Here is a 24996-nt window from a genome sequence, read left to right as displayed (position 1 = left end):
TGCTCATGACCTCCATTGGGTTCCTGTACCCCGGCTACAGCGCGGAGGACGAGTACCCGGCGATGGAGCGGCTGCTGGCCGCGTCCGGCCGCGCCGTGGCGCTGCCGCTGGTGCACACGCTGATGCGGGAGGACGCGCACCGCGTGGACGCGCTGCGGGACATCGGCGGCGAGGACGTCCTCGGCGAGGGCGCGGCGACGCTGAGGGCGCGCGGCGTCGACGCCGCGGTGTGGGCGTGCACGTCCGGCAGCTTCGTCTTCGGCTGGGACGGCGCGACGGCGCAGGTCGACGGCGTGCGGGCGGCCGCGGCGGCGCCTGCGTCGAGCACCTCTTTCGCGTTCGTCAACGCGGTGCGTCATCTGGGGCTCAAGCGCGTCGCGGTGGCGGCGACCTACCCTCAGGACGTGGCGGACCGGTTCGTGGCGTTCCTCGGTGCCGCGGACATCGAGGTGGTGTCGCTGTCGTGTCGCGGCATCGTGACCGCGGCCGAGGTGGGCACACTGGGCCGCGACGAGGTCCTGGCGTTCGTGGCGTCGAACGACCACGCCGACGCCGAGGCGGTGCTCGTGCCGGACACGGCGCTGCACACCGTCGAGTGGCTGACCGAGCTGGAGGAACGGCTCGGCAAGCCGGTGCTGACCGCGAACCAGGTCAGTGTGTGGGAAGGGCTGCGGCTCGTCGGCGTCACGGAGCCGAGAGCCGGGCTGGGGGCACTCTTTGCCAAGGGGTGAATCGTGAGTGAGTTGGGCGAGCTCGAGCCGGTGGCCAGACAGTCGACGGCGGAACTGATCGCGGCGCAGCTGCGCTCGGCGATCATGTACGGGATCTTCGCGCCGGGCACGCAGCTGGGCGAGGCGGAGCTCGCCGCGCGGTTCGAGGTGAGCCGTGGTCCACTGCGAGAGGCGATGCAACGACTCGTCCAGGAGGGATTGCTGCGTGGCGAACGGCACCGGGGCCTGTTCGTGATCGACCTGTCCGCGTCGGACGTTCGGGACATCTACCTGGCCCGACTGGCCATCGAGCGCACGTCGTGCCAGCTGATCATGTCGGGCAACCGCGGCGAGGCCGTGGTGCGGCTGGCGGTGGCGCTTGACAACCTCGTCACCGCCGCGGCGGGCCGCGACCGCAACGCGATGAGCGACGCGGACCAGGCGTTCCACCAGACGCTGGTCAGCTGCTCCGGCAACACCCGGCTGGAGCGGATGGCGCAGACGCTGCTGGTGGAGACGCGGATGTGCCTCGCCGCGCTGCAGGAGCACTACCCGGAGCCGGATGAGCTGGTGGCCGAGCACCGCGCACTGGTGGACGCGATCTCGGACGGCGACGAGCAGCAACTGATCAGCCTGATCGAGGCACACATGCTCGAGTCAATAGACCGGCTGGTCCCCCGGGCTTAACCAAGTAGGCCGGTGTCGAAATCGCCGTCGAGTATGGCTCGCGCGAGCGCGCTGACCTTGGTGTTGTTGCTGCGTGCGTAGGTGCGCAGCGCGATGAAGGCGGCCCTCGTGGTCAGCCCGTGCCGCTCGGCGAGCACTCCCTTGGCCTGCTCGATGATCACCCGGCGGTCCAGTGCGTACTGAAGCTGGGCGGCCAGCTCTTCCGACCGTCGTAGCGCCCTGGCCTGCAGGATGGCCACCGCGGCGAGGTCGGCGAGGGCCTTGGCGAGGCGCCCGTTCGCCTCCCCCTCGGCGTCCCGGAACAGCGCCAGCGCGCCGATCGTCTCGGTCCGCCTGCACAACGGCAGCACGTGGACCGCGGCGAAACCCGCGCCGATGGCGCCGTCGGCGAACGCGGGCCAGCTGGACCCCGCCGCGAGGTCGGGCACCACGACCGGCGCGCCGTCCCGGGAACAGTCCAGCAGCGGACTCACGTCGTGCCGCAGCACCGGCGCCAACTGCTCGTGCGACACGACCACACCGTGATCGACGACGAGCACCCCGGCGGCGGGCACTTCGAGCAGCCGCACGCATCTGTCGACCAGCAGCCGCAGGAAGCCGTCGAGGTCGTACTCCCCCGACATCGTGTCCGCGAGCTCGACGAGGGTTTCAGCCAGTTCTTCGGCTGGCGTGCTGATCACCGAACAAGCCTACGGCCGCGTGATCATTCGCGGGTCCGATCTGCGACACCCTGTCGGCATTCGAGGGAACCGGGTCCGGCGCCGACCCGCCGCGGAATCCTGGCCGACGGCATTTCAAGATCAAACGGGTGCTTTTGTCACGATGAGTAGTCGCCGTCGCACGGTCCGAATGGCGAACACGCACAGTAAGAGTGCCTGCGTACACCCGTGCCCCGAACAGGGCCATTCGCCTCTGTTGGTTGACCATTGAAGTTTACGAGTATCACTCACGTGCGGGAGCAGAAGTGCGTGGAGGCCTCGTGAGTGCGCAGGTAATGTCATCGGATGCAACTGAGATTTTCGCCCGTCTCAAGAGCGCCGCGTTCCATGAGCTGGTGACGTCGTCGATGGCGGGGGAGCAAGATGCCGTCGCGACTCTTTTCACCTGGATCAGGCCAGCGATAGTTCGCTACTGTCGGTCACGGATCGGACGGAGCGGATCGGCCTACTCGTCCGCGGACGACGTGGCCCAGGAGATCTGTATGGCCGTCCTGGGGGCGCTCGCTCGCTACGGCGACGAACCCGAGTCGTTCCTCCCCTTCGTCTACGGCATCGCCGCCCACAAGGTGGCCGACCACTACCGGCGAGCGGGCCGGGACCGGTCGGACCCGGCGGCCGACGTGCCGGACGGTGTGGACGGGGGCGCGAGCCCGGAGCAGCTGATCATGGCTGCCGACCTGCGCGACCGCCTCGACGGGCTGCTCGCGACGCTGCCACCCCGCCAGCGGGAGATCCTGGTGCTTCGCCTGGTCGTGGGTCTCTCGGCGCAGGAGACCGCGACCGCGGTGGGCCTGACCCCGACCGCGGTCCGCGTGACCCAGCACCGCGCACTCGCCAAGCTCCGCGGCGCGCTCAAGCCCGCCGAATGGGTCTAGGCCAGTCCGCATCCCGGTATCGACCCAGCACGTCCTCGGACCCCGGGTCACTGTTGTCAGGCCCAGACCCCGCCTAAAAGCTCCATCGGACCGGCCCTGTGTCCGAACCGGAACCCCGGCGCGTAATTCGGCGGCCCAGCCACTTACGCACCGAGTTTCCGGTTCTGGGCGCTAGTTGCCCTTCGCCCGCAGGTAAAGCTGCACCTCAAGGCGGTTCCGCTCGGCCTCTGCCTTGACCTCACTCAGGTCGAGGCACTCGAAGCCGGCCCGCTCGACGATGTGAGCCAAATCGTCGGGCGGGTAGGCCGTCACCGAGATCGGTTCCCCCATGAAGACGATCGGGAACTGGTCGAAGTCTCCGAGCACCATCGCGATCTGCAGCAACTTCGGCCCACGCAGCTGGCTGCGCAGCTGGCTGAGCAGCGGCGGGACGTCGTCCTTCGGCAGCATGATCAGCGAGAAGAACGCGACGGCGGCGTCGAACTCGCCGAGATCCGCGATGTCGCGCAGGTCCCGGTGCAGGTACTGACCGCCGGGCGCCTGTTCCTCGGCCAGCGCGAGCATGCCCGCCGACTCGTCGACGCCGACGACCTCGATGCCGGCGTCGACCAGCTGCTTGCACGTCGGCAGTCCACTGCCACAGCCGAGGTCGAGCACGCGTGCGGGCGGCGTCAGCTGTTCGATCAGCCAATTGCCTTCCGCAACTTGCGCATCTCGCTCGGTGAACGACTCGTCGTAACGCTTCCCGATCCGGTCGAACGGCGGGGGATTGACCATTGGACCAATATGCCGTGCCGAGGTGGGCCAGTCCAACCGCCGACCGGGGAGAGGGCGCGCGAAATTAGGGTCGGTGGATGGCCGTCGTGATCGAGGCGCGGCGGGCGCCGCCATGCCCCATTCGCGCGCCCTCTCACTCAGCCTTGTGTGTCAACAGCAACCGGACGGTCAGCTCCAGCCGCTCGCCGACGTCCGAAGCGGACGACCGCCGGGTCACCCACGCGACCAGGTTCGACAGCCACACGTCGCCGATGACGCGAGCGATCGCACGGTCCTCGTCGGTGGGCTCGCCCGTCGGGTCGTCGGCGTGCAGCGCGCGGGTGAAGGTGCGCTCGATCAGCTTCGCGACCGTGTCGACCTCGGCGGCCGCCGAGGCGTCGGCGAACATGAACGCCCTGGTCATCGCCTCGGTCAGGTTCGGGTCGCGCTGCATGGCGCGGGTGATGCGGCCCAGCACGAACAGCAGCCGGTCATAGGCGGTGTCGCCGGGGATCGCCGCGCTGCCGCGTTCCTGACCACGCTCCAGCTCCCGCGCGAGACCGGACACCAGCAGGTGGATCTTCGACGGGAAGTACCGGTAGAGCGTGCCGAGCGCGACGTCGGCCTTCTCCGCGACGGCACGCATCTGCACCGCCTCGAAGCCCCCCTTCGAAGCCAGCGCGATAGTCGCGTCCAGAATCCTCTTGCGACGGTCACGCTGGGCTGTCGACCCGAGCTCGTCGTCGGTGAGCACGTTCAGCGCGTTCGCGCCGGAAGTGCGCGGTCTTGCCATCGAATGTTCCCCTGTTTTCGCGGAGCTTGCGGAGCGAACGTCCGACACAGTCGAAACGCGTTCCTGCCTGCGCACTTCAGCCTACAGAACCCGGTTACCGGACATGTTACGTCCGTCCACAGCCGGAAAACTAGAACATGTTCTATACTTGGGCGCGTGTCGGTGACCGAGGACCTCAAGCACGCGGTGCGGGACATGGCAGAAGGCGCGGACACGCTCGCCACGGTGCGCGCCATGGAAACCGAGCCGACCGCGTGGACCCGCCACTGGCCTGCCGTGACCGGCCTGGGACTGCTGACGATCACCGTCGACGGCGGCACGCTCACCGACCAGGCCGCCGCGGTCGAGGAGTCCGCCCGCCATCTGGTGCCCGGCCCCCTCCTGCCCTCGGTGCTCACGACCGTGCTCGTCGGCGCCCCCGCGGGAATCGCGCTGGACGAGGGCGATGTGACGGTCACCGACGGCCGCGCGTCCGGCACGCTGTCCCCGGTCCTCCCTGCCGCCCGGCCGGTGCTGTTCCGCGCGGGCGGCACGTGGTTCACCGCCAACGGGCCGGTGACCCCGCTGGCCCCGCTCGACTTCTCGCGGCCGCTCGGCCGGGTCACCCTCGACGACACCCCGGTCACCGCGACCGGCCTCACGACCACGCACGTCCTCGACACCGCCGCCACCCTGTTCGCCGCCGAGGCCGCCGGGATCGCCCGCTGGTGCCTGGACACCGCCGTCGCCTACGCGAAGGTCCGGGAGCAGTTCGGCAGGCCGATCGGCTCGTTCCAGGCCGTCAAGCACCTGTGCGCGGAGATGTTGTGCCGCGCCGAGCAGGCCGCGGCGCTCGCGTGGGACGCGGCAAGAGGCGGCGAACTGTCCGCGCCATCGGCCGCGGCGCTCGCGGTCGACGCGGCGGTCGACAACGCGAAGGACTGCGTCCAGATCCTCGGCGGCATCGGCTTCACCTGGGAACACGACGCGCACCTGTACCTGCGGCGCGCGATCGCCAACCGGCAGCTGCTCGGCGGCACCGCGCGCTGGCGCCGGGAGGTGGCAGGGCGTGCGCTCGCGGGGGTGCGGCGCAGCCTCGCCGTCGACGCAGAAGATGCCGAAACCCGCACCGCGGCACGGGAGTTCGCACACTCGCTCGCCGGCCTGTCCGCCGGGGAGCAACGCGTCCGCCTTGCCGACAGCGGGTACCTCACGCCGCACTGGCCACGGCCACACGGTCTCGCCGCGTCGCCACGCGCGCAGCTGGTGATCGACGACGAGCTGGCCAAGGCCGGTATCCGCCGCCCGGACCTGGTTATCGGCGCGTGGGCCGTGCCGACGCTCCTCGCGCACGGCACCGAGGAGCAGCAGAAACGCTTCGCGGGCCCGACGTTGCGTGGTGAGCTGACCTGGTGCCAGCTGTTCTCCGAGCCGGGCGCGGGCTCCGACCTCGCCGCGCTGCGCACGAAGGCCACCCGCGCCGACGGGGGCTGGGTGCTGACCGGGCAGAAGGTGTGGACGTCGCAGGCGGTCGAGGCCGACTGGGCCATCTGCCTCGCCCGCACCGATCCGGACGCGCCGAAACACCATGGCATCACCTACTTCCTGGTCGACATGCGCTCGCCGGGCATCACACTGCGGCCGCTGCGCGAGATCACCGGCGAGGCCCGGTTCAACGAGGTGTTCCTCGACGACGTGTTCGTGCCGGACGACTGCGTGGTCGGCGAGGTCGACGGCGGCTGGCGGCTCGCACGCACCACGCTCGCCACCGAGCGGGTCGCGCTCGGCGCGGGCTCCGCGCTCGGCGACGGCGTGGAGCGGTTGCTGGCGCTGGACATTTCCGACGACGCCCGCGAGCGCGTCGGCGCACTGGTGGCGGAGGGACTTTCAGTGTCCCTTGTGGACCTGCGGGCGACGTTGCGACAGCTGGAAGGGCACGGCCCGGGGCCGGAGTCGAGCGTGTGCAAGCTGGTCGGGGTGCGGCACCGGCAGGACGTCGCAGAGGTCGCCGTCGACCTGCTCGGTGCGGCGGGCGCGGCCGTCGACGACACCACCGACCCCGCACTGCACGAGTTCCTGCTCACCCGCTGCCTGTCCATCGCGGGCGGCACCACGCAGGTGCTGCGCAACCTCATCGGCGAACGCATCCTCGGTCTGCCAAGGGAGCCACACTGATGGACTTCGAGTTGGACGACACCCAGCAGGCCGTCGCGGACCTCGCCAGGGACGTGCTGGCCCGCGAACCGGATCCCGACTCGGCGTGGAAGGCACTCGGGCACGCCGGTCTGCTGTCCGGCGATGGGCTCGGCGTGCTGGAGACCGCGCTGGTGCTGACCGAGGTGGGCCGGGCCGCCGCGCCACTTCCGGCGCTGAGCACGCTCGCGCTCGGGGTGCTGCCGATCGTCCACTGTGGAACAGAACGGCAGCGCGCCATGCTGTCGCCGGTGGCGGCGGGTGAGCGGTTCCTGACCGCGGCGCTGCGCGGCGAGGTGACCGCGGACGGGGACCTGTTGTCCGGCACCGTGGTCGGCGTGCCGGACGCCGCCCGCGCGCACGCGATCCTGGTGCCCGCCGGTGACACGGTGTTCCTCGTCGCGCCGGAGGACGTCACGCTGACCGCGACGTACACGGCGAGCGGCGCGCAGGCACACACCGTCGTCCTCGACCGGGCACGGGGCGACCGCCTGTGCGACACCGTGGAACTGCGACGTTTCGCGCTCGCCGGTGCCTGCGCGTACGGGGACGGGCTCCTCGCGGGGGCGCTGTCGCTGACCGCGAACCACGTCCGGACCCGCGAGCAGTTCGGCAAGCCACTCGCCACGTTCCAGGCCGTCGCGCAGCAGATCGCCGACGTCTACGTCGCGTCCCGCACGCTGCACCTGGCCGCATGGTCGGCGATCTGGCGGCTCGCGGAGCATCGCGACCCCGACGACGATCTCGCCATCGCCGCCTACTGGCTCACCGAGGAGGCCATGCCCGCGTTGCACACCTGCCACCACCTGCACGGCGGCCTCGGCGTCGACGAGAGCTACGCCATGCACCGTTACTACTCCGCCACCAAGGACCTGGTCCGGCTGCTTGGCGGCGTCGAACACCGGCTGGCGGCGGTCTGACATGGATCTCGAGCTTTCCCCGGCACAGCTGGAACTCGCGGTCGAGCTGCGAGCGTACTTCCGCGAACTACTGTCCACAGAGGAACACGCGGCGATGCTCACCGACCGGCACGGCGAGACCTACCGGGCACTCGTGCGCCGCATGGGCCGCGACGGGTGGCTGGGCGTCGGCTGGCCGACCGAGTACGGCGGCCACGGGTTCGGCCCGGTCGAGCAGCAGATCTTCGTCAACGAGGCGTCGCGCGCGGACGTGCCGCTGCCGTACGTGACGCTGCAGACCGTCGGCCCGACGCTCCAGACATACGGAACGGCCGCACAGAAGGACTTCTTCCTGCCGAGGATCCTCGCGGGCGAGGTCCACTTCGCGATCGGCTACACCGAACCGTCGGCGGGCACCGACCTGGCGTCGTTGAGCACGAAGGCGGTCCGCGACGGTTCTGGGTACGTCGTGAACGGCCAGAAGATCTTCACGACCGGCGCGCACGACGCCGACTACATCTGGCTCGCGTGCCGCACCGACCAGGACGCCCCACGCCACAAGGGCATCTCGATCCTCATCGTCGACACCAGCGACCCTGGCTTCACGTGGACACCGATCATCACCTGTGACGGCGCGCACCACGTGAACGCGACGTACTACAGCGACGTGCGGGTACCGGCGGACATGCTGGTTGGCGAGGAGAACGCGGGCTGGCGGCTGATCACGACGCAGCTCAACCACGAACGCGTGATGCTCGGCCCGGCCGGGCGGCTCGCCGCACTGTACGAGCGGGTCAGGGACTGGGCCGCCGCCCGCGACCTGTGCGACGAGCCGGACGTGCGGCGCACGCTCGCGAAGGCACGCGCGCACGTGCGGGTCAACGAGTTGCTGAACTGGCAGGTCGCGGCGTCGGGCGCGAACGTGTCGATCGCGGACGCGTCGGCGACGAAGGTGTTCACGTCGGACCGCATCCAGTGGCTGGGGCGCGAGCTGGAGGAGGTGGTCGGCGTACACGGCGACCCGGCCGACCCGGAGACGGGACGGCTGCTGCGATGGCTGGACCTGCAGGCGAAACGCAACCTGGTGCTGACGTTCGGCGGCGGCGTGAACGAGGTACAACGCGAACTCATCGCGACGGCCGGGCTGGGACTGCCGAGGGTGCCGCGATGACCGGGATCGAGGACGCCGCCGACAAGGTGCTGGCCTGGGGCGAGTCCGCGCGGCGGCCGGGCCGCGACCCGGTCAACCTGCCGATGGTCCGCAACTGGCTGGAGGCGCTCGGCGACCACAGTCCGGCATACACCGAGGTCGCGCCGCCCGCGATGGCGCAGGTGTGGACGATGGGTGGCCTGCACGGCAGGCGGCAGGACGACGACCCGCTGGGCGCCATGCTGGCCGTGCTCGACGACGCGGGCTACTCGTCGATCGTGGCGACCGACTGCGAGCAGACCTACCACCGCTATCTGGGCTACGGCGAGGAAGTCGCGATCACGTCCCGGCTGGAGAGCGTGGTCGGCCCGAAGAGGACGGCACTCGGCGAGGGCTGGTTCGTGACCACCCTCAGCACCTGGTACGTCGGCGACGAGCCGGTCGCGGAGATGATGTTCCGGGTGCTCAAGTTCCGGCCCGCACCGGCGAAGCCGCCGGTGGCACCGGTGATCCGCCCGCTGGTCAACCGGGACACGGCGTTCTTCTGGGAGGGCACGACCCTGGGTGAGCTGCGCATCCAGCAGTGCGGCGGTTGCGGCGAGCTGCGGCACCCACCCGGCCCGATGTGCCCGTCCTGCAACGAGACCAAGCCCGGATGGACAGCCGCGAGCGGACTCGGCGAGGTGTACAGCTACGTCGTGCACCACCACCCGCCGGTGCCAGGGCGCACCCTGCCGTTCGTGGTCGCGCTCGTGGAACTGGCGGAAGGCGTGCGGTTGATGGCCGAACTGGACGTGCCACCCGACGAGGTCCACATCGGACTCCCGGTGCGGGTGGGCTTCGTCGAGGTCGACGACGAGCTGACGATGCCCGTGTGGCGGCGCCGATGACGACGTCATTCCGTGTCGGCGATACGCTTCCCCCCCTGTCGATCGACGTGACGCCGACGTTCGTGGTGAGCACGGCGCTCGCCACGCGTGACTTCCAGGACGTGCACCACGACCGCGACCTCGCGGTGAAACGGGGCTCCAAGGACATCTTCCTCAACATCCTCACCGACACCGGGCTGGTACAACGGTTCGTGACCGACTGGGCGGGCCCTTCCGTGCGGGTGAAGAAGATCGCGATCCGGCTCGGGGTGCCGTGCTACGCCTACGAGACGCTGACGTTCACCGGCCGGGTCACCGAGCACGATGGCGACGAGTACGTCGTGGCGGTGGCGGGCCGCAACAGCCTCGGCGACCACGTGACCGGCACCGTGCGGATCGAGGTGCCGTAGATGGACGGGCTCGTGGACACCGCGATCGTGGGCATCGGGGCGACCGAGTTCTCGAAGGACTCGGGCCGCAGCGAACTGCGACTCGCGGCGGAGGCGGTGAAGGAAGCGTTGGCCGACGCCGGACTACGACCGTCCGATGTGGACGGACTGACGACGTTCACCATGGACGCCAACTCCGAGGTCGCGGTCGCCCGCGAGCTGGGCATCCCGTCGCTGTCGTTCTTCTCCCGCGTCGGCTACGGCGGCGGCGCCGCGTGCGCCACGGTGCAGCAGGCGGCGATGGCGGTCGCGACCGGCATGGCGTCGGTGGTGGTGTGCTACCGCGCGTTCAATGAACGGTCGGGCAGCCGCTTCGGCCGGGTCCAGACCGCCGCGGCGGCCGCCCCCACGTCGAGCGGCCTCGACAACAGCTGGCACTACCCGATGGGCCTCGGCACCCCGGCGGCGTCGGTGGCGATGTTCGCGCGACGCTACATGCACACCTACGGCGCGACGAGCGAGGACTTCGGCCGCGTCGCGGTCGCGGACCGCCGCCACGCGGCGACGAACCCCAAGGCGTGGTTCCACAACCGCCCGATCACCATCGAGGACCACCAGTCGTCGCGGTGGATCGCGGAACCGTTGCGACTACTGGACTGCTGCCAGGAGAGCGACGGCGCGGTGGCGCTGGTGGTGACGTCCCTGGCCAGGGCCGCCGACCTCCCCAACCCGGCGGCACGGATCGTGGCGGCCGCGCAGGGCTCGGGCACCGACCAGTTCACGATGAACAGCTACTACCGCGACGACCTGACCGGCCTGCCGGAGATGGGCGTCGTGGCGCGACAGCTGTGGCGGCAGAGCGGCCTTCGCCCCGACGACATGTCGGTGGCGGTGCTGTACGACCACTTCACCCCGTTCGTCCTGGTCCAACTGGAGGAGCTGGGCTTCTGCCCACGCGGCGAGGCCCGCCACTTCATCGCGGACGGCGCCCTGGAACTTGACGGCCGCCTCCCGACCAACCCGCACGGCGGCCAACTCGGCGAGGCGTACATCCACGGCATGAACGGCATCGCGGAAGGCGTCCGTCAGCTCCGCGGCACGGCCGCGAACCAACTCCGATCCGTGGAGAACGTGCTGGTCACCGCGGGCACCGGCGTCCCGACGAGCGCACTGATCCTGACCGGAACCTGACCAGACAGTCGAACTGTCCGCCGACCGGCTCGGGCACAGGGACCGCGTGCTGCCGCGCAACCGCGAAGGGACAGCCGTTCGAGGAGACGCTGCTACTCACCTTCGACTGGCAAAGCGCCGCGCGTGACGTCCCAGAACTGATCAGGCGCTTTCGGGACATCGCGTCCCGAGGGCGCAAGCCCGCCACCAAGGGGATCCCTGCCATCCCAGAGACCTGCCCCTCCGGCAAGGAACCGCCGGAGGCAAAACGGCGAGGACGCCCGTGCCGGGAACGGCCTCCGGCCCCCCGATTCCCAGCCTAGCCGCGACCACCGACATTCCCAGCCGTCGCGGGGCGGGTTGTCCACAGGGCTAGGTCAGCTGCGCGTCCAGGAAGCCGTCCAGGTGTGCCCACGTCGTGCTGCGTGCGCGGCGACCCGCCAGTACGCCGAGGTGTCCGCCCGGCGCGGTCTCGAACCGCACCTCCGCCGCGTTGTCCAGCACCTCGACGAGTCTGCGCACGGCCCGCTCCGGCGCGATGCTGTCGCCCTCCCCCGCCACCACGAGCACCGGCGCCTTCACCTCGTGCAGCGAGATGCGCCTGCGGCCGAAGTCGACCTCGCCGTTCGACAGGTCGTTGGAGCGGAAGAACCGGTGGTACATCTGGCCGAACGTGCGACCGGGGTAGGCGACCATGTTGTCGGTGAAACGATCGACGGCCTCGATCTGTGCCAGGAAGTCCCGATCGTCCAAATGGGACAGAATCGCGTACGGCTTGGTGACGACCTTGTCGATCGCCGACAGCTGGAACACGCGCTTCACCAGTGCCCTCGGCGCGCCGCCCAGCACGCGGTACACCGGTGTCAGTATCCAGCCGTTCGTCACGTCCACGAGCGGTTTGATCGGTGCCACCAGCGGGATCGCGGTCATGTCGATCGGTGCGGCGACCGTCGCGATCGACGCGATCGGCAGGTCCGGCTGGTCGGCGTGGGTCAGCAGCGACAGGATGCCGCCAAGGCACCACGCGACCACGTGCACCGGCGCGCCGCCCGCGTCCTTGCTCACCGCGCGGACGGTGCGCGGCAGCACCTCGTTGATCCAGTGCTCGAGCCCGAGCCCCCGGTCGGAGAACCGCACCGTGCCGTAGTCGACGAGGTAGGTCCGCCTGCCCGCCTCGACGAGGTGCTCCGCGAGGCTGCACCCGCGGCGAAGGTCGAAGCAGAACGCGGGCACGGCGAGCGGCGGCACCAGCAGCACCGGCTCGCCGGACTGCTCGCGGTCGTTGGCCACGAAGCGGTAGACCGAGCGGTTCGGGCCCTTGTCGATGAGCACGCGGGGCATCGGGCGCAGGTCGGCGATACCCCCGCGCAGCACCATGTCCATGACGTTGTTCGAGGCGGCGGACAGCGAGATCATGACGTCATACTGCCTCGTACCGCCGCGGTTGTCGCATAGCATCGAGTGCATGACAGGCGACCGCCCGAGTTGGGCCCCGGAGTCGATCGACCTTGACCGCCCCAACGCCGCGCGGATCTACGACTATCTGCTTGGCGGCGCCGCGAACTTCGAACAGGATCGGGTGTTCGCCGAGAAGCTGCTCGAGGTGATGCCGCTCGCGCGGCCCGCGGCCCGGCTGAACCGCGCGTTCCTGCGGCGGGCGGTGCGGTTCTGCACCCAGTCGGGCATCAAGCAGTTCATCGACGTCGGGTCGGGCATCCCGACCGCGGGGAACGTGCACGAGATCGCACAGGCCGTCGACCCCGATGCACGGGTGCTGTACGTGGACAACGAGCCCGTCGCGGTGACGCACAGTGAGCTGCTGCTGCGGGACAACCCGAACGCGATGGTCATGCACGGCGACCTGACCGACCCCGGGCCGGTGCTGACCTCCCCGCTGATCGACTACTCGCAGCCCGTGGCCGTGCTGATGGTGGCCGTGCTGCACTTCATCCCCGACTCGTCGACGCCCCACGACGCCGTCGCGCAGTACGTGTCCGCCATGGCGCCGGGGAGCTTCCTCGTGCTGTCGCACGGCGTGGAGAACCCGTCGCTGGAGGGGCGCGACGAGGTGGACCGCCTGTACCAGGAGTCGAGCAGCCCCGGGGTGCGCAGGACACCGGAGGACATCACGCGTTTCTTCGAGGGGCTGGAGTTCGTCGAGCCCGGCCTGGTGTGGACGCCGGAGTGGCGACCGGAGTCGCCGGAGGACGTCGGCGAGCACCCGGAGGCCTCGCTGGTCTTCGCGGGCGTGGCCCGGAAGGCCTGAGCGGTCCGTCCGGGCAGCCGGACGGACCGCTCACCGTCAGGTCACCACTCGGGGCGCAGCGGCATGTGCGACTTCACGCCGTCCAGCTTCACCGCGAGCACCTGGTGCAGCTGGATGTTGTTGTCGTCGAAGCCCAGCCGCGAGCCGGCCATGTACAGCCGCCACACCCGCGCCCGCTCCTCGCCGACCTCGCGTACCGCCTCGTCCCAGTGCTCGTCGAGGTTCGCGCACCACGCTGTCAGCGTCTTCGCGTAGTGCTCACGCAGGTTCTCCTCGTGGCGGACCTCGAACCCGTTGTCGTGGATCGCCGAGATGATGTGGCCGGGGCCGAGCAGTTCGCCGTCGGGGAACACGTAGCGGTCGAAGAACCCCTTGACCCGCGCGCCCTGCGTGTTGTCGGGGCGGGTGATGCAGTGGTTCAGCAGCCTGCCGCCCGGACGCAGCTTGTCGTGCAGCGACCGCACGTACGCGGGCAGCGCCGCCTCACCGATGTGCTCGGTCAGGCCGATGGAGCTGACCGCGTCGAACCCCGACTCCGCCACGTCGCGGTAGTCCAGGTGCCGGATCTCGGCGAGGTCGGTCAGCCCGGCCTCTGCGATCTTCTTCTGGCCCCATTCCGCCTGCTTGCGCGACAGGGTGACACCCAGCGCACGCACGCCGTAGTGCTTGGCGGCGTGCATGACCATGCCACCCCAGCCGCAGCCGACATCCAGCAGCCGCATGCCTTCCGCCAGACCGAGCTTGCGCGCGACCAGGTCGTGCTTGGTCCACTGCGCCTCCTCGAGGGTGGCGTCGGCGTCCGGGTAGACGGCGCACGTGTACGCCATCGACGGGCCGAGCACCCACTCGTAGAAACGGTTGGACACGTCGTAGTGGTGCGCGATGGCTTCCTGGTCGCGGCGCTTGGAGTGGCGCCTTCCGTGCAGCCTCGGCGCCTCGCCTGCCGGGTGCGGCACCGGCCACCACAGCCGCGACCAGCCGAGCCGCAGCGCCATCTCGGCCCTGGTCTTCACCGGGATCGCGTCCAGCGTGGTCACGGCGATGCTCCGCAGCGCCGTGTACATGTCGCCGTGGATGTCGAGGCTGCCGCTCACGTACGCCCTCGCGAACCCCAGCTCACCGGGCGCGGACGCGATGTGGGACAACGCGATCGGTGATTTGATCTCGATCCGCACCGGCGAGTCCCGGTCCCCGGCCCGGCTTCCGTCGTAACCGGTGACCTCCAACGGAGCGTCCCGCCCCAGGGCACGCTCGATGATCTCCGCCAGCCGCATGTCGCTCCTCCCCTTCACTTGTTCCGCACGACCTTCGAGTACAGATCCGGGAGCCGGCCGTTCGGGTCGTACGCGCCCTTGAGCTGCCGGTATGTCTCCCCGTCGTACGCCTCCCAGAACTCATCCTCATCGAAGTACGAAGTCGAGTACAGCGACTTGTGCCCGCCCAGCTCGGTGACCTTGTTCTCGATGAGCCGGTTGTAGGTGCCGTCCCGCTCGCCCGGTCCCAACGGGACGGTCGCCCAGAACCCGGCGTTCACGTACAGGCGGCCGGGTTTCATCGGGTACAGCGGCCATCCGGTCTGCTCACGCAGCTTCAGCGGGCACAGCCAGACGGGGCTGATGCGGATCTCGTCGGCGAAGAACCGGAGGAAGTCGGCGATCCGCTCGACGGGGATCTCGACGTCCTGGATCACGGGTTCGCGGGCGGGATGGCCGAGCAGCCTGTAGACCCGTCCGGAGAGGTCGTGCCGCCGGTCGAGCGCGACAATCCTGCGGTACACGTCGGACCGCAGGTAGCGGCGTGGCCACAGGCGGCGGACCAGCGGGTGCTGCGCGCCGAGGGCCTGGGAGCACCAGAACCAGTCGGTGTCCCAGCGCCACAGGTAGTCGCGGATCGTGAGGTGGTCGGTGACGCGGTCACGGATGGACTTGTAGAAGATGCGCTGCCCGGTGTAGTCGGACAGCGACGGCGCGGTGTCGGCGTAGCTGCCGAGCGTCAGGTACAGCTCGGTGCTGCCGAACATGACGCCGTCGAGGAAGTCGACGCGGTCACCCCGGTAGGTCCCGCCCGCGCAGATCTCCTCGATGGCCCCGGCGCAGTCGGCGGCGTCGGTGAACCGCACGTGCCGCAGCCGGACGTACGGCTTGACCTGCTCGAGCTCGATCCGCAACCGCAGTGCGTAACCGAGCGTGCCGTAGGAGTTGGGGAAGCCGCGGAAGAGGTCGGCGTGCTCGTTGTCCGGGGTGGCGGTGACGACGTCCCCGTCTGGCGTGAGGATGTCCATCTCCAGCACGGACTCGTGCGGCATCCCGTTGCGGAAGGACGTCGACTCGATCCCCAGGCCGGCGACCGCGCCGCCGAGCGTGATCGTCTTGAGCTGCGGCACGACGTGCGGCATCAGGCCGTGCGGGAGGGTGGCGTCGACCAGGTCCTCGTAGGTGGTCATGCCGCCGACGTCCGCGGTCGTGCCGGTGACCTCGATGACGCCGGAGAAGGCGCTGACGTCGAGTGCTTCTCGGCCGGGCGGCTCCCGGAACCGGAAGAGGTTCGACGTGGGTTTCGCCAACCGGATCGGCGCCCCGTCCGGCCGCGCGAGAAGCTGCGCGCGAAGGGCGTCCACCGCTTGCTCGTGGGAGATCCGTGCAGGTGAGCGGGTCACACTTCTGATGCTAGCCCTGATCGGCGTCCTCGACCGGATAGCTTTCCCAGCCCTTGATCACACCGGCCACCGGAACCGGACAGTCCCTCCACAAGCTCCCGAAACGACGGTGGTGACCTCGCCACGCGGCGAAGCCCGGGTTGTCCACAGGGGCGACGGCCTGTGGACAACCCGGGCTTCGTCCGGCGGTTCTGTCGGTGGCCGCCGGTAGCGTGGTTCGAGGGGGCCGGCGGCCACCCCGCCTCACGTCTGGGCCTGGTACTCCTCGAACAGTTCCTTCATGTACGCGAGGAACAGGCCCGCGATCCCGAACACCCCCGTGATCGGGTGCAGCTCCGCGAACCCGTACGCCATCTCGCAGCCCTTGGTCGACGGCGCCGCCTCGCTGACGTCGGTGAACCAGTCGTAGAACGGCACCCGCGCCTTCACCAGCCCTGGGCTGATCAGCGGGCCGTAGATCACCAGCAGATCCAGCGCGAACGGGCGGTTCCGCAGCGCCCACCGGTACATCTCCGAGAACTGGTAGAACCGCCACTCCACCGCCGTCGCGGGGACGCCGTTGGCCTCGGCCATCGTGTTGCCGTACTCGGTCGACGCCTGCTCCGCCTCGCTCCACGCGCGGTCGTGTGCGGCCCTCGACGTGAGCTGGCCCGTCGACAGCCTGGTCAGGTAGCTCGCCCACTTCGCGGAGCCCGGGTTGCCACCGGTGTCCGTTGACCAGCCCAGCGCGATCGCGATGCCCCGCTGGATGCCCTCCACGATGCCCGCGTCCACATAGGACACCCAGGTGCCCGGCGCGCCGAGGCCACGGTCACGGAAGAACGTGATCACGCCCTCGATGTTGCGCCACCGGTCCGTCGCGCCAAGCGCCACCGCCGGGCCGGACTGCATGTCCCGCACGAACTCCAGCCGCTCGGCCATCGACATGCCGTCGATCTCCGCGGCCGAACAGTCCAATGTGGACGTACAGGACGGTGCGGCGACCGCGACCGGGGCCAGGCCCGTCACCAGCGCCAATGAACACAGTACGACCAGCAAACGCCTCACAGCCTGCCTCCCACGATCGGTAGCGTGACAGCACTCTTGCCCGGGTTCACCGTCAGCCGCGTGCCCGGCAGCGGCCGCAGCGTGAAGTTCATGTCCGTCGAGACGATCACCAGCCCGATGCGGTGACCGGCCGGGAACACGTAGTCGTCCGACTCGAGCGGCCAGTCGAACGTGTACTCCTTGCCCTGCTCGACCGGCGTGCTCCGGTCGATGTCCATGCGGTTCTGCACATCCGTCCACCCGCGCGTCACCATCGTCTGGCCGTCGGGGCCGTAGTCGACCAGCACCGCCGTCAGGTTCGCCGCGTACCGGTTGTCGACGGACGCGCGCAGCGACACCGATGGGGTGCCACTCAGGTGGGTGTCACGAGCCAGCGGCGCGGACAGGTACACGAGCCGGTTCGGGTTGGCCGTGTCCGGGTCCGGCAGCAGCGAGACATCCGTGTCCAGTGTGCGACCGGAGTCGACGAACGACTGGCGGGGACCGCCACCGGAGCGGCCGAGCGCACCCGGCTCGGTCGCCGACGGCGACGACAGGCGCAGCGTCGTGTTCCGCGCACCCGGCGCAGGCCAGTCCGCGTACTTCTCGTAGGTGCCGTCCGGCCGCTGCACGTCGGCGCGCGGCTCGGCCATGATCCCGTTGCGCACCCCGAACAGCCAGTAGTCCATCCACCGGTTGAGGGTTCGCTGATAGTCGGACGCGCCGCCGGGACCGCCGTGGCCGCCCTTGTGCAGCCAGATCTTGCGCGGCACGTCGTACCGCTCCAGCTGCGACCACCACGACGAGTACGCGGTCGGCATGACGTTGTAGTCCTCGAGCCCGTGCACCACGAACACGCTCGCCTTGATGCCGCGGGCGCGGTGCAGGTAGTCCCGCTCGTGCCAGTACGCGTTGTAGTCACCGGTCGTCCGATCGGCGTACTGCAGCAACGCGTCGGTGATGTGCGCGCACTTCTCGACGCGCCCTGGCCCCTCGACGTAGTACCCCAGCACGTCAAGGTCCTCGCCCTGGTAGGCGTTCTCGCCCTGCCCGGAGGCGTTCGAGTGCGGCGCGCGGACCAGGCCGTTCGCCCGGTAGTAGTCGTACCAGCTCGCGATCGCCGACACCGGGACGATCGTGCGCAGTCCCTCGACACCGGTCGTGGCCACCTGGTTGGGGAGCGTCCCGTTGTAGGACGTGCCGGTCATGCCGACGTCGCCGGTGGTCCAGTCCGCCTCGACGGGTTCGCCCGCCTCGGTGTACGCCTTCGCCCGGCCGTTCAGCCAGTCGATGACGGCCTTCGTGCCGAGCGTCTCCTTCATGTCACCGACCGTGGGACATCCGTCCGAGAAGCCGGTGCCGATCGACTCACCCAGCACGACCGCGTACCCGCGCGGCACCCAGTAGTTGTCCAGTGAGCCGGGCAGATCCGGCCGCGGCGCGACCGCGGTGCCACCGGCCCCCTCGGTCGGCTGTAAGCCTTCCTGTGGCAGCACGGAGAAGTCCACGTTGTGGTTCACGCCGCCGCCGGTGTTGTAGCGGTACGGGCTGTGCTCGAAGACCACCGGCACCTTGATGCCCTGCGTCTCCGTCTCCCCCGGTCGCGAGAGCCGGACGCGCACCCGGTCGCGCACACCGTCGAGGTCGCTGTCGACCTCGGTCTGCACGAACAGCGTTTCCTCCACCGCGTTCGCGAGGTCGAACTGGGGCACGCTGACCCCGTTCTCGACCTTCAGCCAGGGGGGCGGTGTCGGGCGGTGCGAACCAGGATCGGGAGCAGCCACCGCCGGGGTGACCACGGCGAGCGGCAGCGCCGCCGTGAGCACGAGCAGGGCGAGCCGACGGGACGTGCGCATCAAGCCTCCGTACGACGAACAGGCGCAGCAGGGCGGAAAGCGCTGTCATCGTACCGCCGCGATCAGCGCAAACCCAGCTCCCGTGCGATCAGCATGCGCTGCACCTCGCTGGTGCCCTCGCCGATCTCGAGGATCTTCGCGTCGCGGTAGAAGCGGCCGACCGGATACTCGTTCATGAACCCGTACCCGCCGAAGATCTGCGTCGCGTCGCGCGCGTTGTCCATGGCCGCGTTGGAGCTGACGAGCTTCGCGATCGCCGCCTCCTTCTTGAACGGCTCCCCGCGCAGCATCTTCGCCGCCGCCGCGTAGTACGCGAGCCGCGCGGTGTGGACGCGTGCCTCCATGTCCGCGATCTTGAACTGGATCGCCTGGTACTCACCGATCGCGTGACCGAAGGCCTTGCGCTCGTGGGCGTACCGCACGCACTCGTCGACGCAACCCTGGCCGAGGCCGACGGACAACGCCGCGATGGCGATGCGTCCTTCGTCCAGAATGGACAGGAACTGGGCGTAGCCCCTGCCACGCTGCCCTAGCAGGTTCTCCTGGGGTACCTGGCAGTCCGCGAACGACAGCTCGTGGGTGTCGGAGGAGTTCCAGCCGACCTTCGAGTAGCTCTTGGACACCGAGAAGCCCGGCGTGCCGGACGGCACGATGATCGCGGAGATCTCCTTGCGGCGGTCGGAGGTCTGGCCGGTGACGGCGGTCGCGGTGACGAGCCCGGTGATCTTCGTGCCGGAGTTGGTGATGAACGCCTTGGAGCCGTTGAGCACCCAGTCGCCGTCCCGCTCGACGGCGGTGGTCAGCGTCGCGCCCGCGTCGGAGCCGCCGCCCGGCTCGGTGAGCCCGAAGGCACCAAGCATCTCACCGGAACACAGCCTGGGCAGCCATTCCCGCTTCTGCTCCTCGGTGCCGAACCGGTAGATCGGCATGGCACCGAGCGACACCCCGGCCTCGAGGGTGATCGCGACCGACGAGTCGACCCGGGCGAGCTCCTCCAGCGCGACGCACACGGCGAGGAAGTCGCCGCCCATGCCGCCGTACTCCTCGGAGAACGGCAGGCCGAACAGCCCCATGCGGCCCATCTTCGCCACGATCTCGTACGGGAACTCGGCCTTCTCGTACAGGTCGCCGATGACCGGCGCGACCTCCTCGCGGGCGAACTCCTCTACGGTCTTGCGCAGCGCCTCGTGCTCTTCGGTGAGCCGGAAGTCGATCATTACTGCTCCTCTTGTGGGGTCACCACGGCAAGGGGTTGGTTCAGCGCGACCTGTTGGCCTGCGCGGACATGCAGTTCGGTGACCACACCGTCGACCGGTGCCGTCACGGTGTGCTCCATCTTCATCGCCTCGACGACGACCAGCGGCGCCCCGGCCGCCACGACGTCACCGGCGGCGGCCTTGACCACCAGCACGGTGCCGGGCATCGGGCTGGTCACCGGCCCGCCACCCGAGGCGGACACGGCGTTGCTCTCCAGCAGCGAGTGCTCGTCGACCGGCCAGGTACGGCCGTCCGCCACGAGCCATCGCGTGTCCCCGTCCCGCGCACGGCGGAACGACGTGGTGCGACCGCCGAAGGTCACGGTGAGCCGGTCGCGTTCCCGGTGCGCGGACGCACGCACGGGCGCATCGTCGCCGACCACGACGGAGGCGGCGGCGGGTGTGCCGGTGACGCGGACGGTCTCCGTGCGGTCGCCGCTGACCAGCTTGAACGGGATGGCCGCGGGCCCGCCGAGGCGCCAGCCGCCCACCAGGTCCCACGGGTCGACCACCGCACCGGCGGGCTGCAGGTCGATCAGCTCGTCGAGCGCCGCCGCGGCGAACACCACGGCAGGCACGTCGGTCGCCACCAGCGCGTCCAGCTTGCGTTCCACCAGCCCGGTGTCGAGCCGCCCGGCCACCACGTCCACATCGGACAGCAGAGCCCGCAGGAACGCCACGTTAGTGCCGACACCGAGCACGGCCGTCTCGCGGAGCGCGGTGGACAGCCGCCGCAGCGCGGACTCCCGGTCGGGTCCCCATGCGATCACCTTGGCCAGCATGGGGTCGTAGTCCGAGCCGACGACGGTTCCCTCGCGCAGCGCCGAATCTACCCGCACGTGGTCACCGGACGGCTCGGCGATCGCGAGCACCCGACCTCCGGTCGGCAGGAAGCCGCGCGCGGGGTCCTCCGCGTAGACGCGGGCCTCCACCGCGTGCCCGTTCATCGCCACCCCGGACTGCCCGATCTCCAGGGGAAGTCCGGCCGCGACCCGGAGCTGCTGCGCCACCAGGTCGATCCCGGTCACCATCTCGGTCACCGGGTGCTCGACCTGCAGGCGGGTGTTCATCTCCATGAAGAAGAACTCGTCCGGCCGGTCCGTCGACACGATGAACTCGACGGTCCCCGCGCCCGTGTAGCCGACCGAGCGGGCCGCGGCCGCGGCGGACGCACCCATCCGCGCCCTGGCCTCGGCGTCGAGCAACGGCGACGGCGCCTCCTCGATGATCTTCTGGTGCCGCCGCTGCAGACTGCACTCGCGCTCGCCGAGATGGATCACCGAGCCGTGCCCGTCGGCCAGCACCTGGATCTCGATGTGCCTCGGGTTCGCGACGAAACGCTCGATGAGCAGCGTGTCGTCACCGAACGAGCCACGGGCCTCGCGGCGCGCGGACTCCAGCGCGGCAGGCAGGTCGGCGGGCGCCTCGACCCGCCGCATGCCCTTGCCGCCGCCACCGGCGGACGGCTTGACCAGCACCGGGTAGCCGACCTCGGCGGCGGCCTCGATCAGGGCGTCGTCGGTCATCCCCAGCTCGGTCCGCCCCGGCACGACCGGAACCCCGGCCGCGCTCACGGTCTGCTTCGCGCGGATCTTGTCGCCCATGGCCTCGATCGCATCCGGCGGCGGACCGACGAACACGATTCCCGCCTCGGCGCAGGCACGCGCGAACGCCGCGTTCTCCGCCAGGAAGCCGTAACCGGGGTGCACGGCCTCGGCACCGCTCTCCCTGGCGGCGGCCACGATGTCCGCGATGGACAGGTAGCTGCCGACCCGCACGGCCTCGTCCGCCTCAGCGACGTGCCTGGCGCCCGCGTCGGCGTCGGTGTACACCGCGACCGACCGGATTCCCATGCGGGACAACGTGGTGCACACCCGGATCGCGATCTCGCCCCGGTTGGCGACCAACACAGTGCCGAACATCAATGCAGTCACATCCTGAAGACGCCGTAGCGGACCGGTTCCAGCGACTTGTTCGCCGCGGCGGACAGGCCAAGGCCGAGCACCATCCGCGTGTCGGCCGGGTCGATCACGCCGTCGTCCCACAGCCGCGCGGTCGAGTAGTACGGGTGGCCCTGGTCCTCGTACTGCGCGCGGATCGGCTCCTTGAAGGCTTCCTCGTCCGCCGAGGACCAGTCGTCGCCGAGCTGGTCGCGCCGCACAGTCGCGAGCACGGACGCCGCCTGGTCGCCGCCCATCACGGAAATCCGCGCGTTGGGCCACATCCACAGGAACCTCGGCTCGTAGGCCCTGCCGCACATCGAGTAGTTGCCCGCACCGAACGAGCCGCCGATGATCACGGTGAACTTCGGCACCCGCGCACACGCCACCGCGGTCACCATCTTCGCGCCGTGCTTGGCGATGCCGGAGGTCTCGTAGTCGCGGCCGACCATGAACCCGGTGATGTTCTGCAGGAACACCAACGGGACGGACCGCTGGTCGCACAGCTCGATGAAGTGCGCGCCCTTGACCGCGGACTCGCCGAACAGCACGCCGTTGTTCGCGATGATCCCGACCGGGTGCCCGTGGATGCGGGCGAACCCGGTGACGAGCGTGGTGCCGTACTCCTTCTTGAACTCGCGGAACCGGCTGCCGTCGACCACCCGTGCGATGACCTCCCGCACGTCATAGGGGGTGCGGGAGTCGGTCGGCACGACGCCGTACAGCTCTGCCGGGTCGGCGGCGGGCTCCTCGACCGGCTCGACCTCCCACGGGCGCGGGCCGCGCGGGCCGAGCGTGGACACGATCGACCGGACGATCCGCAGCGCGTGACCGTCGTCCTCGGCGAGGTGGTCGGTCACGCCGGACTGTCGCGAGTGGACGTCGCCGCCGCCAAGCTCCTCCGCCGTGACGACCTCGCCGGTCGCGGCCTTCACCAGGGGCGGGCCGCCGAGGAAGATCGTGCCCTGGTTGCGGACGATCACGGCCTCGTCGCTCATCGCGGGCACGTACGCGCCACCCGCGGTGCACGAGCCGAGCACGGCGGCGATCTGCGGGATGCCACGCGCGGACATGTTGGCCTGGTTGAAGAAGATGCGACCGAAGTGCTCACGGTCCGGGAACACCTCGTCCTGGCGGGGCAGGAACGCACCGCCGGAGTCGACCAGGTACACGCACGGCAGGTTGTTGTGCAGTGCGACTTCCTGCGCGCGTAGGTGCTTCTTGACGGTGACCGGGTAGTAGGTGCCGCCCTTGACCGTTGCGTCGTTGGCGACGATCACGCACTCGCGGCCGGAGACCCGGCCGACGCCGGTGATGATGCCGGCCGCGGGCGCCTCGTCGTCGTACATGCCGGTCGCGGCCAGCGGGGACAGTTCCAGGAACGGCGAGCCGAGGTCGACCAGCGACTCGACGCGGTCGCGCGGCAGAAGCTTGCCTCGGTCGAGGTGCCGCTGCCTGGCCCGCTCACCGCCGCCGCGCGCGGCGGTGGCGGTACGGGCACGCAGGTCGTCGACGAGCGCGGCGTGGTCCTTCACGTACCGCTGGTATGCGGGGTCCCCCGGGTCGGCTCCGCTCCCCAGCACGGGCGCGTCCATCTCACTCCGCTCACGTTAGTCATCGTTAACATGAGCGATGGTAGCCACGGCCGCCGCACCCGTCCACTCGGCGCCCGGCCCGCCCCGGTGCCACTCGAGTGGCTCTCGATCACGGTACGTGGACATGCGGGCGGGGCCCGGCGAACACGCGACACCGGACCCCGCCCGCGGATGACCGGACTAAGCGACCGCGGACAACGCCGCGTAGTAGCCCCCGCTGTGACCGGCCGCATTCGGGTGATACGACTCGTCAATCGGCAGGGTGATGCTGCGCAGCCACCAGTCGCCCGACGAGCAGATCTCGTGACCCGAGAACGCCGAGCGCCCGTCCACGAAGGTGAAGCCGAACGCGCCAGCACGCGAGGAGACGACCTCGGCGAGCGCGTCCGCCGAGCCGTTGATGGCCGCGCGCTTGGTCTCGGACAGGCCGACGTTGCAGTCGCCGGAAAGCTGGTAGATGTGCGGGTAACCGAGCACGACCACCTGCGCGCTCGGCGCCCGGCTGCTGATCTCGGTGTACACGCTGTCCAGCCGGCCAGGCAGTGTGCTGCGCGCGAAGTCCTGCGCCTCCTGGTTGCGCGCCACACAGCTGTCGTCCGAGCCGAGGTTGCAGTCCGCCATGACGTCCGCGAAGCCCGCGTCGTTGCCACCGATGGAGATCGTGACGAGCGCGGTGTCCGCGGTGAGGGCGCCGACCTGGTTGGCGAGGACGTCCGAGGTGACCGCGCCGGAGCAGGCGACGAAGTCGAACGCGGACGGGGCGTTGGCGTTCGCCCACAACTGTGCGTAGGCGTTGGCACTGCGCTTGCAGCTGCCGCTGTCGCCGTAGTCGCCCGCGCCCGTGCCGGACGCGTACGAGTCACCGAGTGCGACGTATTTACCCGCCGCCGCAACGGGATCAGCCGACGCGGGGACTAACGCCACGCCGGTCGCGGCCACGGCCGCGAAGAGAGAAATGACAATGGAACGGAGACGCATGGTGTTTAACCTCCGGTGGAGGGATTCCCGACATCCACATCCCTACCAGCAAGTAACCACCCCCCGAACCACCTCGTAAGTAGTTCACGGTTACCAGACAGCCCCCACCCAACTGGCAACAACACCCCCCCAAACCCCGCGAGTCCACGGTTCAGGACCCGCGAGTCCACGGTTCGGGACCTACGAGTTTGTCGTTCAGGCGCGCGACAGCACGTCGTTGCCGCGGCGGACCAC

22 protein-coding genes are annotated in these 24996 nt (G+C 70.0%); 10 read left to right on the top strand and 12 right to left on the bottom strand.

Annotated elements, in window-relative coordinates; all coding sequences use genetic code 11:
* Window positions 1–5 precede the first annotated feature (5 nt).
* Both WBA97_RS37705 and WBA97_RS37700 read left to right on the top strand, forming a co-directional pair.
* Window positions 6–731, top strand: a complete 726-nt coding sequence (locus WBA97_RS37705; protein ID WP_424235820.1) for a maleate cis-trans isomerase family protein — start codon at window positions 6–8, stop codon at window positions 729–731.
* Window positions 732–734: 3 nt separating this feature from the next.
* Window positions 735–1397, top strand: coding sequence for a GntR family transcriptional regulator (locus WBA97_RS37700; protein WP_424235819.1), 663 nt, complete (start codon window positions 735–737; stop codon window positions 1395–1397).
* Here WBA97_RS37700 and WBA97_RS37695 read toward each other — a convergent pair.
* Window positions 1394–2077 carry an ANTAR domain-containing protein gene (locus WBA97_RS37695; RefSeq protein WP_424235818.1) on the bottom strand — a complete coding sequence of 228 codons (684 nt, stop codon included), beginning with the start codon at window positions 2075–2077 and terminating at the stop codon, window positions 1394–1396. The genes WBA97_RS37700 and WBA97_RS37695 overlap by 4 nt on opposite strands.
* Before the next feature lie 314 nt (window positions 2078–2391).
* On the opposite strand from WBA97_RS37695, the gene shbA reads away from it, so the two are divergent.
* Window positions 2392–2991: an RNA polymerase sigma factor ShbA gene (gene shbA / locus WBA97_RS37690; RefSeq protein WP_424235919.1), complete on the top strand. Its 600-nt coding sequence runs from the start codon at window positions 2392–2394 to the stop codon at window positions 2989–2991.
* A 171-nt stretch (window positions 2992–3162) separates the two neighbouring features.
* Here the strand turns inward: shbA and WBA97_RS37685 are convergent, their stop codons facing one another.
* Together WBA97_RS37685 and kstR are read right to left on the bottom strand one after the other, a co-directional pair.
* Window positions 3163–3768, bottom strand: a complete 606-nt coding sequence (locus WBA97_RS37685; protein WP_424235817.1) for a class I SAM-dependent DNA methyltransferase — start codon at window positions 3766–3768, stop codon at window positions 3163–3165.
* Between the two features lie 133 nt (window positions 3769–3901).
* Complete coding sequence (gene kstR / locus WBA97_RS37680; protein ID WP_424235816.1) at window positions 3902–4540, bottom strand: cholesterol catabolism transcriptional regulator KstR; 639 nt, start codon at window positions 4538–4540, stop codon at window positions 3902–3904.
* Window positions 4541–4774: 234 nt separating this feature from the next.
* Here kstR and WBA97_RS37675 point away from each other — a divergent pair, with 234 nt between their 5' ends.
* The 6 genes from WBA97_RS37675 to WBA97_RS37650 are packed head-to-tail and all read left to right on the top strand — an operon-like array spanning window position 4775 to window position 11210.
* Window positions 4775–6694 carry an acyl-CoA dehydrogenase family protein gene (locus WBA97_RS37675; protein WP_424235918.1) on the top strand — a complete coding sequence of 640 codons (1920 nt, stop codon included), beginning with the start codon at window positions 4775–4777 and terminating at the stop codon, window positions 6692–6694.
* Window positions 6694–7632, top strand: a complete 939-nt coding sequence (locus tag WBA97_RS37670) for an acyl-CoA dehydrogenase family protein (protein WP_424235815.1) — start codon at window positions 6694–6696, stop codon at window positions 7630–7632. Before WBA97_RS37675 ends, WBA97_RS37670 begins: the two co-directional genes overlap by 1 nt.
* A gap of 1 nt (window position 7633) precedes the next feature.
* A complete protein-coding gene (locus WBA97_RS37665) occupies window positions 7634–8782 on the top strand; it encodes an acyl-CoA dehydrogenase family protein (protein WP_424235814.1) in 1149 nt (382 codons plus the stop codon).
* Complete coding sequence (locus WBA97_RS37660) at window positions 8779–9651, top strand: bifunctional MaoC family dehydratase N-terminal/OB-fold nucleic acid binding domain-containing protein (RefSeq protein ID WP_424235813.1); 873 nt, start codon at window positions 8779–8781, stop codon at window positions 9649–9651. Before WBA97_RS37665 ends, WBA97_RS37660 begins: the two co-directional genes overlap by 4 nt.
* Complete coding sequence (locus WBA97_RS37655; RefSeq protein ID WP_424235812.1) at window positions 9648–10040, top strand: MaoC family dehydratase; 393 nt, start codon at window positions 9648–9650, stop codon at window positions 10038–10040. Before WBA97_RS37660 ends, WBA97_RS37655 begins: the two co-directional genes overlap by 4 nt.
* On the top strand, window positions 10041–11210 hold the full coding sequence (locus WBA97_RS37650) for a lipid-transfer protein (RefSeq protein ID WP_424235811.1): 1170 nt from the start codon (window positions 10041–10043) through the stop codon (window positions 11208–11210).
* Window positions 11211–11561: 351 nt separating this feature from the next.
* On the opposite strand, the gene WBA97_RS37645 is transcribed toward WBA97_RS37650, so the two are convergent.
* The gene (locus WBA97_RS37645) at window positions 11562–12605 is read right to left on the bottom strand and encodes an alpha/beta hydrolase (RefSeq protein ID WP_424235810.1); all 1044 of its coding nucleotides are present in this window, start codon (window positions 12603–12605) and stop codon (window positions 11562–11564) included.
* Window positions 12606–12654: 49 nt separating this feature from the next.
* On the opposite strand from WBA97_RS37645, the gene WBA97_RS37640 reads away from it, so the two are divergent.
* Window positions 12655–13455: an SAM-dependent methyltransferase gene (locus tag WBA97_RS37640; protein WP_424235809.1), complete on the top strand. Its 801-nt coding sequence runs from the start codon at window positions 12655–12657 to the stop codon at window positions 13453–13455.
* Between the two features lie 41 nt (window positions 13456–13496).
* Here WBA97_RS37640 and WBA97_RS37635 read toward each other — a convergent pair whose 3' ends face one another.
* The 8 genes from WBA97_RS37635 to WBA97_RS37600 form a co-directional block, all read right to left on the bottom strand.
* The gene (locus tag WBA97_RS37635) at window positions 13497–14729 is read right to left on the bottom strand and encodes a class I SAM-dependent methyltransferase (RefSeq protein WP_424235808.1); all 1233 of its coding nucleotides are present in this window, start codon (window positions 14727–14729) and stop codon (window positions 13497–13499) included.
* 14 nt (window positions 14730–14743) lie between these two features.
* Entirely contained in the window at window positions 14744–16111 is a 1368-nt protein-coding gene (locus WBA97_RS37630) for an FAD-binding oxidoreductase (RefSeq protein WP_424235807.1), read from the bottom strand.
* A 243-nt stretch (window positions 16112–16354) separates the two neighbouring features.
* Window positions 16355–17158 carry a hypothetical protein gene (locus tag WBA97_RS37625; protein WP_424235806.1) on the bottom strand — a complete coding sequence of 268 codons (804 nt, stop codon included), beginning with the start codon at window positions 17156–17158 and terminating at the stop codon, window positions 16355–16357.
* Window positions 17155–18993: a Xaa-Pro dipeptidyl-peptidase gene (locus tag WBA97_RS37620; RefSeq protein ID WP_424235805.1), complete on the bottom strand. Its 1839-nt coding sequence runs from the start codon at window positions 18991–18993 to the stop codon at window positions 17155–17157. Before WBA97_RS37620 ends, WBA97_RS37625 begins: the two co-directional genes overlap by 4 nt.
* 62 nt (window positions 18994–19055) lie before the next feature.
* Window positions 19056–20210, bottom strand: a complete 1155-nt coding sequence (locus WBA97_RS37615) for an acyl-CoA dehydrogenase family protein (RefSeq protein WP_424235804.1) — start codon at window positions 20208–20210, stop codon at window positions 19056–19058.
* Complete coding sequence (locus WBA97_RS37610) at window positions 20210–22171, bottom strand: biotin carboxylase N-terminal domain-containing protein (RefSeq protein ID WP_424235803.1); 1962 nt, start codon at window positions 22169–22171, stop codon at window positions 20210–20212. The genes WBA97_RS37615 and WBA97_RS37610 overlap by 1 nt, the downstream gene beginning before the upstream one ends.
* An 8-nt stretch (window positions 22172–22179) precedes the next feature.
* Window positions 22180–23784: a carboxyl transferase domain-containing protein gene (locus WBA97_RS37605; RefSeq protein ID WP_424235802.1), complete on the bottom strand. Its 1605-nt coding sequence runs from the start codon at window positions 23782–23784 to the stop codon at window positions 22180–22182.
* Window positions 23785–23964: 180 nt separating this feature from the next.
* Window positions 23965–24762 carry an SGNH/GDSL hydrolase family protein gene (locus tag WBA97_RS37600; RefSeq protein WP_424235801.1) on the bottom strand — a complete coding sequence of 266 codons (798 nt, stop codon included), beginning with the start codon at window positions 24760–24762 and terminating at the stop codon, window positions 23965–23967.
* Window positions 24763–24996 lie beyond the last annotated feature (234 nt).

It is taken from the genome of Actinophytocola sp. (genome assembly GCF_049647105.1).
Taxonomy (GTDB): domain Bacteria; phylum Actinomycetota; class Actinomycetes; order Mycobacteriales; family Pseudonocardiaceae; genus Actinophytocola.
Note: the sequence above shows the minus strand (reverse complement) of the source record. Positions and strands in the feature narration are given on the sequence as shown.